This window comes from Pseudomonas orientalis, assembly GCF_022807995.1.
In the GTDB taxonomy this organism is placed as follows: Bacteria; Pseudomonadota; Gammaproteobacteria; order Pseudomonadales; family Pseudomonadaceae; genus Aquipseudomonas; species Aquipseudomonas orientalis_B.
The window spans coordinates 1325955-1339039 of record NZ_CP094351.1; the positions used below are offsets into that span (position 1 = coordinate 1325955).

The 13085-nt window shown below is 57.5% G+C and carries 13 protein-coding genes; 11 read left to right on the forward strand and 2 right to left on the reverse strand.

Annotated elements, in window-relative coordinates; genetic code table 11:
- Window positions 1–22: 22 nt before the first annotated feature.
- From MRY17_RS05740 to recX, 10 genes are all read left to right on the forward strand, one after another.
- Entirely contained in the window at window positions 23–4060 is a 4038-nt protein-coding gene (locus tag MRY17_RS05740; protein ID WP_243353422.1) for a phage tail protein, read from the forward strand.
- Window positions 4057–4452, forward strand: a complete 396-nt coding sequence (locus MRY17_RS05745; protein ID WP_243353423.1) for a hypothetical protein — start codon at window positions 4057–4059, stop codon at window positions 4450–4452. The genes MRY17_RS05740 and MRY17_RS05745 overlap by 4 nt, the downstream gene beginning before the upstream one ends.
- Complete coding sequence (locus tag MRY17_RS05750) at window positions 4452–5183, forward strand: hypothetical protein (protein WP_243353424.1); 732 nt, start codon at window positions 4452–4454, stop codon at window positions 5181–5183. The genes MRY17_RS05745 and MRY17_RS05750 overlap by 1 nt, the downstream gene beginning before the upstream one ends.
- A gap of 62 nt (window positions 5184–5245) precedes the next feature.
- Window positions 5246–6277 (forward strand): pyocin knob domain-containing protein, encoded by a 1032-nt coding sequence (locus tag MRY17_RS05755; protein ID WP_243353425.1) that lies wholly within the window; start codon window positions 5246–5248, stop codon window positions 6275–6277.
- A 2-nt stretch (window positions 6278–6279) separates the two neighbouring features.
- The gene (locus MRY17_RS05760) at window positions 6280–6606 is read left to right on the forward strand and encodes a hypothetical protein (protein ID WP_243353426.1); all 327 of its coding nucleotides are present in this window, start codon (window positions 6280–6282) and stop codon (window positions 6604–6606) included.
- Window positions 6607–6981: 375 nt separating this feature from the next.
- Window positions 6982–7533 (forward strand): glycoside hydrolase family 19 protein, encoded by a 552-nt coding sequence (locus tag MRY17_RS05765; RefSeq protein WP_243353427.1) that lies wholly within the window; start codon window positions 6982–6984, stop codon window positions 7531–7533.
- Window positions 7521–8021: a lysis system i-spanin subunit Rz gene (locus tag MRY17_RS05770; RefSeq protein ID WP_191951541.1), complete on the forward strand. Its 501-nt coding sequence runs from the start codon at window positions 7521–7523 to the stop codon at window positions 8019–8021. Before MRY17_RS05765 ends, MRY17_RS05770 begins: the two co-directional genes overlap by 13 nt.
- 81 nt (window positions 8022–8102) lie before the next feature.
- Window positions 8103–8603, forward strand: coding sequence for a CinA family protein (locus MRY17_RS05775; protein WP_191951540.1), 501 nt, complete (start codon window positions 8103–8105; stop codon window positions 8601–8603).
- An 83-nt stretch (window positions 8604–8686) separates the two neighbouring features.
- Complete coding sequence (gene recA, locus MRY17_RS05780; protein WP_005785454.1) at window positions 8687–9745, forward strand: recombinase RecA; 1059 nt, start codon at window positions 8687–8689, stop codon at window positions 9743–9745.
- An 8-nt stretch (window positions 9746–9753) separates the two neighbouring features.
- On the forward strand, window positions 9754–10221 hold the full coding sequence (gene recX / locus MRY17_RS05785) for a recombination regulator RecX (protein ID WP_181284112.1): 468 nt from the start codon (window positions 9754–9756) through the stop codon (window positions 10219–10221).
- Between the two features lie 58 nt (window positions 10222–10279).
- On the opposite strand, the gene MRY17_RS05790 is transcribed toward recX, so the two are convergent.
- On the reverse strand, window positions 10280–11392 hold the full coding sequence (locus MRY17_RS05790; protein ID WP_243353428.1) for a TIGR00730 family Rossman fold protein: 1113 nt from the start codon (window positions 11390–11392) through the stop codon (window positions 10280–10282).
- Between the two features lie 295 nt (window positions 11393–11687).
- Window positions 11688–12122 carry a PA3611 family quorum-sensing-regulated virulence factor gene (locus MRY17_RS05795; protein ID WP_191951538.1) on the reverse strand — a complete coding sequence of 145 codons (435 nt, stop codon included), beginning with the start codon at window positions 12120–12122 and terminating at the stop codon, window positions 11688–11690.
- 178 nt (window positions 12123–12300) lie between these two features.
- Here MRY17_RS05795 and MRY17_RS05800 point away from each other — a divergent pair, with 178 nt between their 5' ends.
- Window positions 12301–13020, forward strand: coding sequence for a tRNA-uridine aminocarboxypropyltransferase (locus MRY17_RS05800; RefSeq protein ID WP_243353429.1), 720 nt, complete (start codon window positions 12301–12303; stop codon window positions 13018–13020).
- Window positions 13021–13085: the final 65 nt, after the last annotated feature.

The following is a 13085-nucleotide window of genomic DNA, read 5'->3' on the forward strand; positions in this document are numbered from 1 at the left end:
TTATTTCGCCTGAAGGAAAGCCATGACTGACCTCACTCTCGCTGGCAGCAAAGGCGGTGCGTCCAAACCCCGTCCCTCCGTGGAGGCGCCAGACAGCCTGCAAAGTACGGCCTATGCCCGTATCCTTGATCTCGTCAGCGAAGGCGAGATTGTCGGTTTGAAAAACGATAAACGCTCGGTGTTTCTCGACGAGACCCCGCTGGCCAACGCCGATGGCAGCCTCAACTTCAGTGGCGTGACCCTCGACACCCGCAATGGCAGCCAGGACCAGTCACATATCCCTGGCTTCCCAGCGGTGGAAAACGAAAGCCCGGTTTCCATCGAGCTGCGCAGCGATCAGCCCTGGACCAAGTCCTACTCCAACCTGCAATTGTCGGCAGTACGGATACGCCTGGCGGTCACGCGGCTGTCGCAGACCAACACCAGCAACGGCGACACCAACGGTTATACCGTGCAGTACGCCATCGACCTGTCCACCGACGGCGGTGCTTTTACAGAGGTGCTGGCGGCAGCGTTCAGTGGCAAAACCACCACCAAGTACGAACGTTCCCATCGCGTTGACTTGCCCGCTGCCAAAGTGGGCTGGGCTCTGCGAGTACGCCGGATCACACCCAACTCCACCAGTGGCACGATTGCCGATACCACCACCGTGGAGTCGTCCACCGAGGTGATTGACGCCAAGCTGCGCTACCCGGGTTCGGCGCTGATCGGCCTGCAGTTCGATGCCGCGCAGTTTCAGTCGATTCCCTCGCGCTCCTTCGAACTGCGCGGGCGCATCATCAGGGTGCCGAGTAATTACGACCCGCAAACCCGCACCTACAGCGGTGTATGGGACGGTACGTTCAAATCCGCCTGGACCGACAACCCGGCGTGGATCTACTACGACCTGCTGTTGCACCAACGCTATGGCCTGGGCCACCTGCTCAACGCCGGCCAAGTGGATAAGTGGGAGCTGTACCGCATCGGCCAGTACTGCGACCAGCCTGTGTCCGACGGCAAGGGCGGTACCGAACCGCGCTTCACCTGCAACTTGTATCTGTCGGTGCGTGCCGATGCACTGAAGGTGCTGCAAGACCTGGCGACCACCTTCCGGGGCATGGCCTATTGGGGGGCCGGTTCCGTGATGGCCGTGGCGGATATGCCGGAAGACCCGGTGTACACCTACGCCAACGCCAACGTCATCGGTGGGCAGTTCATCTACGGCGGCTCGGCGAAAAAGACCCGATACACCGTTGCCTTGGTCAGCTGGAATGACCCGACGGATTTCTATCGCCAGAAGGTGCAATACGTCGACGACGCCGAAGGCATTGCGCGCTACGGCATCCAGCAAACCGAAATCAGCGCCACCGGTTGCACCTCCCAGGCGCAAGCCCAGCGCATCGGCAAATGGGCATTGCTGACCAACCGCCTGGAAACCGAAAGCGTGACCTTCGCGGTCGGCCTCGACGGTACCCTGGCACGCCCCGGTCAGATCATCCGCGTGGCCGATAACGACCGCGCCGGCCGCCGCATAGGCGGGCGCCTGCGTGCTGCCACCCTCGACACCCTGACCCTGGATGCTGAAGTCACCGCCACTGCCGGCGACACCATCACCCTGGTGACGCCCAACGGCAGGGTTGTGTCCCGGGAGGTCAAGTCCGTAAGTGCCGCAGGCGCGGATGAGCAACTGGTAGTGCTGCAAACCAGGCTAGACGAACTGCCCCCGGCCCAATCGATCTGGGCTATCGATTCGGCGACCCTGGCTTTGCAACAGTTCCGCGTATTGTCGATTTCCGAAGACTTTTCGGATGACGAAATCAAATACAGCCTCAGCGCGGTCAAGCACGTACCGAGCAAATTTGCCGCCATCGACAACGGCGCGAAAATCGACAGCCCGCCGATCACTATGATCCCGCCGAGCGTGCAAGCGGCACCGACCGGCGTGACGGTCACCAATGACCATTTCGTTGAGCAAGGCAGTGCGATCAATGTCATGACCATCGACTGGCAGCGAGCGGCCAATGCCATTGCCTATGAGGCTTACTGGCGCAAGAACGACGGTGAATGGATCTACGCGGGTCGCACGGGTGGCAGTTCTATCGAGGTGTCCGGAATTTATGCCGGGCGCTATGTGGCCAAGGTGCGGGCGATCAACGCGCTGGATATCGGCTCGTTGTACAGCGAGTCGGTGGAGGCTGTGCTCAACGGCAAGACCTCCCTGCCACCTACTGTTGCTGCGCTGACGACGGAATCGTTGGTGTTTGCGATCAAGGTGAAGTGGCAGATTCCGCAGGGAGTGAGCACTGCGGATTTGCAGCGCACGGAGATCTGGTACGGGAAAACCGCTGATTTGGCGATGGCGACCAAGTTGGGGGATTACGCGTACCCGCAGACTGACTTGACCATGATGGGGCTTGCGGCGGGGGCGTCGTTGTTCTTCTGGGCGCGGTTGGTGGATCGCACGGGCAATATCGGGCCGTGGTTTCCGACAGGCACAGGGACTAATGGGCAGGCCAGTTCGGATGCTTCACCGATCCTGGATCTGATCGCAGGGAAGATTGGTGAAACGGAGTTGGGTAAGCACCTGTTAGATCGCATTGAGCTGATTGACGGTGAGGGCGTGGGCTCGGTCAATGAGCGCCTGGACAAGACGCGCAAGGATCTGGAAGGGCTGGTTGATCAGGTAACGGATGCGTTGCTGTTTGATTCGGCCAAGGTATATGCCAGTGGTGAGTTTGTACGGTGGGGCAATCACCTTTACCAGGCTGTTGCTTCGGTGCCTGCTGGAAATGCACCACCCAATGCAACGTATTGGTTGGATATCGGCACGCTTGTGCAAACCACTGCGGCACTGGCGACACAAATACAGCAGAACTCGGCGGCAATTGCTCAGCATGGCAACGACATTAACGCTCAGGCCCAGCAACTGAATGCTGTGAGGGTCACGGTTGATGATCCGCTCACGGGCGTAAGCGCTACAGCTAATGGGTTGAACGCTGTCAAGGCTACGGTGACCACACTGGATGGCAAGGTCACTAACACGGCAGAACGGGTAGATGGCATCTCCTTGCAGGTTAACCCTTCTATGCAAGGTGACGAAACTGAGTGGCAGGGGTCCGAGCGGCAGAGCGTCGGCGTCTGGTCGATTCAGTCGGCGATTATCGAGGGCGATCTGATCCAGGGGCTGCGCACGGACGTATTGGAGGTAAAAAATACTGCGAACTTGGCGGCTGTTCAGTCTGAACGGACTGCGCGTATTAGTGCCGACGGGGTATTGGGCAGCAGGATCGACAGCGTCATGGCGCAAGCCGATGCCAACAAGGCGGCTGTTCAGTCTGAGCAGACGGCTCGTATCAATGCTGATGGAGCACTGGGCGGCAGGATTGACACGACTATGGCGCAGACCCGCGCCAACAAGGCGGCTGTTCAGTCCGAGCAGATTGCCCGTATCAATGCCGATGGAGCGCTGGGTAGCAGAATTGATACTGCCACTGCACAAACCTACGCCAACAAAGCGGCTGTTCAGGACGAGATCATCGCACGAACAAGCGGCGACCAGGCTCTCGGTCAACGTATCGACACCGTCCAGACCACTGTAGGTGGTCACACATTGGCTATCCAGACCAACTCGACGGCCATTCAAACAGTTGACGGTAAGGTCTCGGCCAACTGGTCCGTGCGCATGCAGTACGACGCGGGCAAAGGGCAGTATTCCTATGCCGGTATCGGGCTTGGGTTGGAAAACGGGCCGGGTGGGTTGGAAAGTCAGTTCATCATCAGTGCTGATCGATTTGCGGTTGGCCAGAAAAACCAATTCCCATTCGTTATTCAGAACGGTCAAACGATTATTGCTGATGCGTTTATTGGGAATGGAACTATTACCAATGCCAAGATCGGTAATTATATTCAGTCCAATAATTATGTCGCCGGTAGTACCGGGTGGCGGCTGTTCTTTGACGGCACCTTCGAAATGAATGGCGTCGTACCAGGGCAGGGCCGCTCTACCATGACACATCGCTCTATGCGTTTTTGGGATAGTAATAACGTTAAGCGAGTTCAACTTGGAGATTTAACCGAATGAGTTTTGGTTTGAATATTTTTGACGAGAAAGGCGTGCAAACATTTGGAATGGAGGACTTTACGCTACAGTTGCTCTATTCCGTCGTGCTACCGGCTTCAAATCTCAATGGCAGTGGCCGAAGGTCTGACTACATGACCATAGACGTTCCAGGGTACAGCCCAGATACAGGCGTTGTGGTCATCACACCAACGACGTATGCCAATTATGAACAAGGTGCACGTCAGCCACCGTGGGGTTTTTTGCCAACCTACAGGGATCTTGGCGGAACCCGTATTGCTCTGTATTTGTATGTTAACTACGGTACCCCTGATGGTGGTGGCGGAGGTAAGTTTCGCGAAATATGGAAGCAGTTCACCGTTGAGTGCACAGTTGAAGTTTTCAGGAGGTTGTAGTGGCAGGCGATTACGGTTTGTCGGTTGTAAATAACTCAGGGGCTACCGTGATTAGCTCCGATAGAAAAATCCTTGTTTTTTCAGAACGTGGATCGTTTGTAATTAAATCAAGGTACTCGGACTCTCAGGGCATCGGTATCTATAATTTTATAAAGCCTGTCAAGACTCAGGCGCCCCCTCAGATATTTCTGCGTACCGTGTCTGCTACGAGTACGTCAATCATATTATACATTGTCATAATGTACGGCAGTGCCGGTAATTGGACGGGTGTCGGATTTACTTCAGGCGCGGGGGGCACTGATTTGCAGAATCACAATATGGAGATTGTAGTTTGTAAATACAGTGATGCGCTGCCGACCTCGCAATACGGGATGGTGTTGAGGGATGGCAATGGTGCGATTCTGTTCTCGGCAGAAGACAGGATAGTCCGGTACAGCAGGTTTACAAAAAACTGGTTAAGCACCAGCAGTACCTTTACCGCTACTTACACATCCGATATTACACCAAGTGCTGATGAATTTATATGCGTGTCGCAAATGGATAGGGGGGTTAATTGGTATGCTGGCCGCTCTGCCTATGCGAGTTTGCAAATTCGATTGAATAATGCGCCGGCTTTGAATATGAAGGTTCAGTTGCAAAATTTAGGGGACCTATATGGGCAAGGAACGAACGGCACGTGTTTTAGTATTCCTGTTTGTAAGTTTCCAATTGATAAGTATTACAACGTCTAGCTTGACTGGCAATGGTGCCTGAGTTTTCAGGGTTGAGATGTATACTGTTTGGAGTTAATTAAATGGCAAGACAAGAAATTAATTTAGGCACCCTTCCGACCGGCGCAGGAGGCGACACTACCCGAAGTACAGGTGTCAAGATCAACGCCATGACCCAGGAACTCTACAGTCGTGTTGATGCACTGGGTACTGCGGCAACGGGTACATTGACTACCAGCCCGGATGACCATACGCCGGGGCGTGTTGTACGGGTTGGGGATTTTGGAGTAGGCGCCTATAGCGGCCTTGCGCAAACGGACATAGATACCGTTCGTAGCCCGGGCACCTATTATTCAATATCCGGATTGCATACCCCCACAGGCCAAAACGGTTGGTTGACCGTCAATGAGGCTGGGACCGGCTATACCATGCAAGAGTACTTCGTCATCAACGACGCTTCCAAATGGGTTCGTGTGGAGATCGTGGGCGTTTGGCAACCCTGGCAGAAAATTCTCACCGACGGGCCGGGCCTGGCCTCCACCCAGCAACGGCTGGGTCTCAAGTCACGTGCCTTCCAGGCCGATGGTGAGCGGCTGCTGGGGCAGAACACTACGGAGGCGGGAAGGGCCAATGGTTCGCTGGTTTCCTCGCTCACAATCCACACCGCCATGCCCTATACCGAGAGCGAGTCGCCGTTGATTCGGTGTGTGGGCTGCATAAACGGCTACACGTCACCGTTTACGCTCGATCTATCCTGGTACTACTACCAAGGCTCATTCAGTTCCGGCGTTGCACTGTTGAATGCGGCATCTCCGGCCATCGGCAATGTGCAAGGCGGATCGTCGTTGAAAGTCATCGTGTATCGTCGTCCAGAGACGGGCCTGATGTCCATTTACATCGGGTTTCCCGGGGTGGTCTACCTGCCCAGGTTTGCGATGTACTCAATTCAGACCGGCATCCTTGAAGTGCCCGCAGCCTTTGCATCGAACTGGCTCACGGAGGCGGACATCGGGCCGCCTACCTCGGACATGAACGTAGGCGCGTTGAATGTCATCACCACTCTAAATACGGCCAACTGCGCGAAGCAGGCCGATGGCTCGATAAAGGCGATTTGAAAATGAGAGCAGTCATTGAACTACGCGGGTCCGAGGGGGCTTGTACGGTTGTTCCATTCAGCAATCAGAAAATCACTTCGAAGCGAAAGGCTCAAGGTGTCTATGAGGTACACGGTACGTTGGGCCTCATCCCGCTGGCGCCTGAAGGGAGTGGATGGGGCTACAGCATGGGCGTGGGCGAGAAAGAAGTATCAGCAGTTGTGACGTACGCCCGAGAGGTTATGACCGTTAAATTGCAAAAAGACGGGCAGCCCTACGAGTTGGTCGGTGCTATGTCCCTGCATTGTGAAATAGCAGAGTTGGCTCCGGTGGTGGTGTCAATTTTTTGAACCGTTGACTGAGATCTACTAGTGCCCACCTTCGCGCGGGTTTTTATTGCACTGACTATGGAGAGCTGTCCGCCTGCGGGCTCGGCCAGGCATGGCAGCCGCCATACTGATGACATCGAGTTGACCTTGGAACTGGCTGTCAACGCGGCTGCGCCAGCTTAAATGTGATACAGCGCGACGCCTCATGTCTCGGCTAGGCGCGGCCCCTTCCTTCCCCATTGAACCGTTAATCCGCTCACCACCCACCCAGCCAAGCCCACGGAGGGCCTGAAAGATGTTTGATCTGTCGACGCTGGAAAAAAACCTTAAAGAGAACACCCCGCTGCCCGAAATAACGCTGGCGGCCAGGGCGGTGGCCCGTGGCAAGGTCATCTCATGACACTCACGCAACTTCAGCAAATCTTCCCACGCGCCCGCTCTCTAGCGGGCGTTTTCATATCCTCACTCAACCTGGCAATGCTGAATCGGCAAATCAACAGTCCCCAACGCGCCGCTGCCTTCTTGGCTCAGATCGGTCACGAGTCAGGTCAACTGCACTACGTCCGCGAACTGGGCAGCGATCAATACCTCAGCAAGTACGACACCGGCCCCCTCGCCACCCGCTTGGGCAATACCCCCGAGGCGGATGGCGATGGGCAGAAGTACCGGGGCAGGGGGCTGATCCAGGTCACGGGGCGGCGCAACTACCTGGCATGCAGCCAGGCGCTGTTTGGCGATGAGCGCCTGTTGCAACAGCCGCAATTGCTGGAACAACCGCAGTGGGCATGTGAGTCCGCCGCCTGGTTCTGGCACAGCAACGGCCTCAACGAGCTGGCGGATAAAGATCAATTCACCACCATTACCCGGCGTATCAACGGCGGCCTTAATGGCCTGCAGGCGCGCGTGCAATTGTGGGAGAGGGCGAAGGCGGTGCTATGCGTTGGCTAGGCACGTTGCGTTGGGTCGGCGTTTGCCTGCTGCTTGCACTGGTGTGGCAAGTACAGGCCTGGCGCTATGGCGCGCAGCTGGAGCGGCAGGCGGCCGGGCAGGCGCTGGCGCTCAGCCAGCAACAGCAGGCTGCCTACGAACAGCAACAGGCGGAACAGCAGAAACGCCTGGCTCTGGAACGACAACTTAATATCAGCGACCAACAACACACTCAGGAATTGAATGATGCCCAACGTCACCAAGCTGCTTTGCGCGAGCGCCTGGCCACTGCTGATGTGCGGCTGTCAGTCCTTCTCGACGCCACCGACACCGCCAGCTGCGCGCCAGTGCCAACCTCCGCCGCCACCGGCGGCCTGGTTCATGCAACCCCACGCACCCGACTTGACCCGGCGCATGCTCAACGAATTATCCGCATCACCGACGACGGCGACAGCGCCCTGATCGCCTTGCGCGCCTGCCAGGCCTATGTGCGGGCCGTCGCGCGTTAGTCTTTTGATGCACGCTGCAACTTGCATGGCCGATGGGCTGCTGTAGGGTAGGCGAACCATCGCCCATTCCTGGAGACGACCGTGAACGAAATCACTCAACTGGCTGCTGAACTGGGGCGCCGTTTGCAGGTGCTCAACGCCCATGTCACCACCGCCGAGTCGTGCACCGGCGGCGGTATCGCTGAAGCCATTACGCGGATCCCGGGCAGTTCGGCGTGGTTCGAGGCGGGCTATGTCACCTATTCCAACCGGCAGAAAACCCGGCAATTGGATGTGCCGCAAGCGCTGTTTGCCAAAGTCGGCGCCGTCAGCCAGGAAGTGGTGGAGGCGATGGCGCGAGGGGCTCAGGAAAAAAGCCTGGCACGCTTTGCCGTGGCGGTCAGCGGCGTGGCGGGCCCGGACGGCGGTTCGCCGGACAAGCCGGTAGGCACGGTATGGCTGGCGTTTGGTGTGGGCGATGAGGTCACGGCCGAGCGTGCGCACTTTCCCGGCAACCGCGACGAGGTCCGTCGACAAACGGTAAAGGCCGCGCTGGAGGGCTTGTTGCGACGAGCTGCAGCAGAAATAGACAATCAGGGGTAGGCGATCTTCGATCTTTGTGGAACAATACTGTCTACTTATACAGGTGTTGGCCGTCAGGCCTTATTGATTACGTGAGGACTTTAATGGACGACAACAAGAAGAAAGCCTTGGCTGCGGCCCTGGGTCAGATCGAACGTCAATTCGGCAAGGGTGCCGTAATGCGTATGGGCGATCACGACCGTCAGGCGATCCCGGCTATTTCCACTGGCTCTCTGGGTCTGGATATCGCGCTCGGCATTGGCGGCCTGCCAAAAGGCCGTATCGTTGAGATCTACGGGCCTGAATCTTCCGGTAAAACCACCCTGACCCTGTCGGTGATTGCCCAGGCTCAGAAAATGGGTGCCACGTGCGCGTTCGTCGATGCCGAGCACGCCCTGGATCCTGAATACGCCGGCAAGCTGGGTGTCAACGTTGACGACCTGCTGGTTTCGCAGCCGGACACCGGCGAGCAAGCCCTGGAAATCACCGACATGCTGGTGCGTTCCAACGCCATCGACGTGATCGTGGTCGACTCCGTGGCGGCGCTGGTACCGAAGGCAGAAATCGAAGGCGAAATGGGTGACATGCACGTGGGCCTGCAAGCCCGTCTGATGTCCCAGGCGCTGCGTAAAATCACCGGCAACATCAAGAACGCCAACTGCCTGGTGATCTTCATCAACCAGATCCGTATGAAAATCGGTGTGATGTTCGGCAGCCCGGAAACCACCACTGGTGGTAACGCGCTGAAGTTCTATGCTTCGGTCCGTCTGGATATCCGTCGTACCGGCGCGGTGAAGGAAGGTGACGAGGTTGTCGGTAGCGAAACCCGCGTTAAAGTCGTGAAGAACAAGGTGGCCCCGCCTTTCCGTCAGGCAGAGTTCCAGATTCTTTATGGCAAAGGCATCTACCTGAATGGCGAGATGATCGACCTGGGCGTGCTGCACGGCTTTGTCGAGAAATCTGGTGCCTGGTATGCCTATAACGGCAGCAAGATCGGTCAGGGCAAGGCCAACTCGGCCAAGTTCCTGGCGGATAACCCGGATATCGCCGCCACGCTTGAGAAGCAGATTCGCGACAAGCTGCTGACCCCGGCACCGGACGTCAAGGCCGCCGCGAACCGCGAGCCGGTTGACGAAATGGAAGAAGCCGACACTGACATCTGAAGCAAACGATGACTGTTGTACTGGATACACTTGTCGCCGTTCGGCGCACTGCAATGGACTTGCTTGCTCGCCGCGAGCATGGTCGAGTCGAGCTGACGCGTAAATTGCGTCAGCGCGGCGCAGAGCCTGAAATGATCGAAACAGCCCTTGACCGGTTGACGGAAGAGGGGCTGTTGTCGGAGTCCCGATACCTCGAAAGCTTTGTGTCCTACCGCGCGCGGTCCGGTTATGGCCCAGCGCGGATTCGCGAAGAGTTGAGCCAGCGTGGCCTGCAACGTGCCGATATCGACCTTGCTTTGCGCGAGTGCAGTATCAGTTGGCAGTCGCAGTTGGAAGAGACCTGGCGGCGCAAGTTTGCTGGGCATCTGCCGATTGATGCCAGGGAGCGTGCGAAACAGGGGCGTTTCCTGAGTTATCGCGGGTTTTCGATGGACATGATCAGTCGCTTGTTAAGCGGCCGGGACATGGACGACTGAATGCAAAACAAAAGGCCCACTATGAAAATAGTGGGCCTTTTTTTTCGCCTGCAAAAAATCACGCGGGCTGTGGCATTCCTCGCTGTTGCACCTCACCCTGAGGCTGCACCCAATTTTCCGGCAAGTTGATGTAGTCCACCAACTCGCGCAAACGCCCCTGGTCTCGGCCATTGAAGTTGAAGACCAGCCGCGTCAAATGACTGAACCTGGGGTCGTCGTGTTCTTGGCCTGTGTAGGCAAGCTGCTGGAATTCTCCGCTCAGTCGAAGGCTGGCAAACTCATCCTGCAAATGGGCCAGGGCTTGATCACTGAGCGGATGGTTCATACGCACCACGAATTCACGCTTGAGCCAGCGGGTTGAATGGAAGTTGGCATAAAATCGGTTGATCTCGTCCACGGCTTCTTCTGCGCTGTAGACCAGGCGTATGAGCTTGAGGTCGGTCGGCAGGATGTAGCGGTTAGCCTCCAACTGGCTGCGGATAAAGTCCAGGGCGCCTTGCCAGAACCCGCCGCCTGGAGCGTCCAGCAGCACTACTGGTACCAGCGGGCTTTTGCCGGTCTGGATCAGGGTCAGGACTTCCAGGGCTTCGTCCAGGGTGCCAAAGCCACCCGGGCATAGAATCAGTGCATCGGCTTCTTTGACGAAGAACAGTTTGCGCGTAAAGAAGAAGTGGAAAGACAGCAGGTTATCGGTGCCGTCGATGGTCGGATTGGCATGCTGTTCAAACGGCAGGGTGATGTTGAACCCCAGGCTGTGCTCCAGGCCCGCGCCTTCATGCGCCGCCGCCATGATGCCGCCGCCGCCGCCGGTGATGACCATCAGGTCGGAACGTGCCAATGCCGCACCGACCTCTCGAGCCAATGCATACAGGGGACTTTCTATCGGCGTGCGTGCGGAACCGAACACCGTCACCTTGCGTCGTCCTTTGAATTGTTCGAGCACGCGGAAAGCGTGGTCCAGCTCACGGATCGCACGCAGGGTGATCTTGGCATTCCAGCGGTCACGGTCGTCCTGGGCCATGCGCAGGACCGTGAGAATCATGTCGCGATAAAGGGGAATGTTCGGGCTGTTTGGCGTGACCAGTTGGAGTTGCGCGTCAACCTGCTGTGTGAGGTCGGTACCGTTTTGTTCAAAAAGATCGAGCAGGGAGGCATTCGATTCATAAGGCATTCAACTTTCTCCTTCTTCACAGGGCCTGGCCAGCCGACGCGTGTCGTCAGGGGGGCACGACACTGCATGTGTCGTTGCTTGCCGCAGGAGGGCAGGCCTCTTTTACCCTGAAAGTATTACAGAACAGCAGGGAAGACTGCTCTGGCGGGCGCATGGGATGAGCTGATCATGGGCTGCAAAACCCTTGGCTGGCAACCGCTTATTGGTGATTGATCACGGCGTTCAGCTGCAGGCGGGCGCTGGAGCAGGGGAGTGGCGCGTCACCGGGCAGCAACGCGCAAGGTGCAAGGCAGGGTTACTTTTTCTTCTTGGACGGAGCCGGGCAGTCGGCTTCGACGAACTTGACCGATGCCACAGGACGGTTGGTCTTGTTCTCGGTGATTTCGTAACGCATGACCGCGCCCTTCGCCATCAGCTCACGGTAGCCTGGGTTGGTGCAGACACTGCGGCCCAATTGGAAATACACCGCCTTGGGGTTGGCACGCATCTGTTCGGCGCGGTCCGGCAGTACGCTGAGATGATCGATCAGTTGCATACCTTCAACGGTGTAGGCCACTTCCAGGGTTTTCTCATCGATTTCCCGGGGCAGGTCCTTGTTGCTTTCCGTTGCGACGCTTTGCAGCTTGCGGTTCATTTGAGCCTCCAGCAGCGAGGCCGCGTGGGCGCCCATGGGCAAGGCCAGCGCAATAGCGACGGATGGGGCAACGAGGCGCAGCATGGAACGCAGCATCAAACTCTCCTGATTCGGTTACTGGTGCATAGACCAGCCACTGCGCTATGCGTTCAGTGGCGCGCAATTATAGGTGAGCGCTGGCCACTACAGCCAGGCGTATCGCTGGTAAACTGCGCCCACTTCAATTGCTTTCGAGTTACCCCGTGTCGATTTACCCGCCTATGTGGCGCATCCCATGAGCCATGCTGTCTCCCGCTTGCGTACCCAGCGTCTGGCCCGAGCCGTCAGGCCTTTCCTTAATCGGGGATCGCGTGCCGAGCGGTGTGCCGGTTGCCGAGTGATTCCCGAGTACTGCCTGTGCGCATGGCGACCAACGGTTCAAGCCAAATCGGCAATGTGCCTGTTGATGCACGATGTCGAACCGATGAAACCCAGCAACACCGGCTGGCTGATCGCCGATGTTATCGACGACACCAGCGCGTTCGCCTGGTCGCGGACCGAAGTCGACCCGCATCTGCTCACCTTGCTCGCCGATACGCAGTGGCAGCCGTACATCGTTTTCCCCGGCGAATTCGTGGCGCCTGAACGGGTTGTCAGCGCGGTCAGCGCAGAGGAGGACAAGCGCCCGCTGTTCATCCTGCTGGACGGCACGTGGAGCGAGGCGCGCAAGATGTTTCGCAAGAGTCCGTACCTGGAGCATTTGCCGGTGCTGAGCCTGGCGCCGGAGCAGCTGTCACGTTACAAGTTGCGCCGTTCCAAGCGTGATGATCATTTCTGCACTGCCGAGGTGGCTGCGCTGTGTCTGGAGTTGGCCGATGATCAGGTCGCCAGCGAAGTGCTGGACGCCTACCTCGATGTTTTCAGCACGCACTATCTGGCTGCGAAGTTTCAGTTGCCTCTGGATGAGACGGACGTTGTTCACACACGTTTGGCGCCCTATATCCCGGCGGTATGACCAGTCGACGTTTGCATGATGGCACCTTAATCACGCGCCCGCTAAAATCCCCCTGGGCGTAGTGC

What these genes read in the sequence shown, in the direction of transcription:
- MRY17_RS05790 (WP_243353428.1), bottom strand. Translation starts at nt 11,392, where the DNA reads ATGCCTTATGAATCGAATGCCTCCCTGCTCGATCTTTTTGAACAAAAC.
- MRY17_RS05795 (WP_191951538.1), bottom strand. Translation starts at nt 12,122, where the DNA reads ATGCTGCGTTCCATGCTGCGCCTCGTTGCCCCATCCGTCGCTATTGCG.
- MRY17_RS05740 (WP_243353422.1), top strand. Translation starts at nt 23, where the DNA reads ATGACTGACCTCACTCTCGCTGGCAGCAAAGGCGGTGCGTCCAAACCC.
- MRY17_RS05770 (WP_191951541.1), top strand. Translation starts at nt 7,521, where the DNA reads ATGCGTTGGCTAGGCACGTTGCGTTGGGTCGGCGTTTGCCTGCTGCTT.
- recX (WP_181284112.1), top strand. Translation starts at nt 9,754, where the DNA reads ATGACTGTTGTACTGGATACACTTGTCGCCGTTCGGCGCACTGCAATG.
- recA (WP_005785454.1), top strand. Translation starts at nt 8,687, where the DNA reads ATGGACGACAACAAGAAGAAAGCCTTGGCTGCGGCCCTGGGTCAGATC.
- MRY17_RS05800 (WP_243353429.1), top strand. Translation starts at nt 12,301, where the DNA reads ATGAGCCATGCTGTCTCCCGCTTGCGTACCCAGCGTCTGGCCCGAGCC.
- MRY17_RS05755 (WP_243353425.1), top strand. Translation starts at nt 5,246, where the DNA reads ATGGCAAGACAAGAAATTAATTTAGGCACCCTTCCGACCGGCGCAGGA.
- MRY17_RS05745 (WP_243353423.1), top strand. Translation starts at nt 4,057, where the DNA reads ATGAGTTTTGGTTTGAATATTTTTGACGAGAAAGGCGTGCAAACATTT.
- MRY17_RS05760 (WP_243353426.1), top strand. Translation starts at nt 6,280, where the DNA reads ATGAGAGCAGTCATTGAACTACGCGGGTCCGAGGGGGCTTGTACGGTT.
- MRY17_RS05765 (WP_243353427.1), top strand. Translation starts at nt 6,982, where the DNA reads ATGACACTCACGCAACTTCAGCAAATCTTCCCACGCGCCCGCTCTCTA.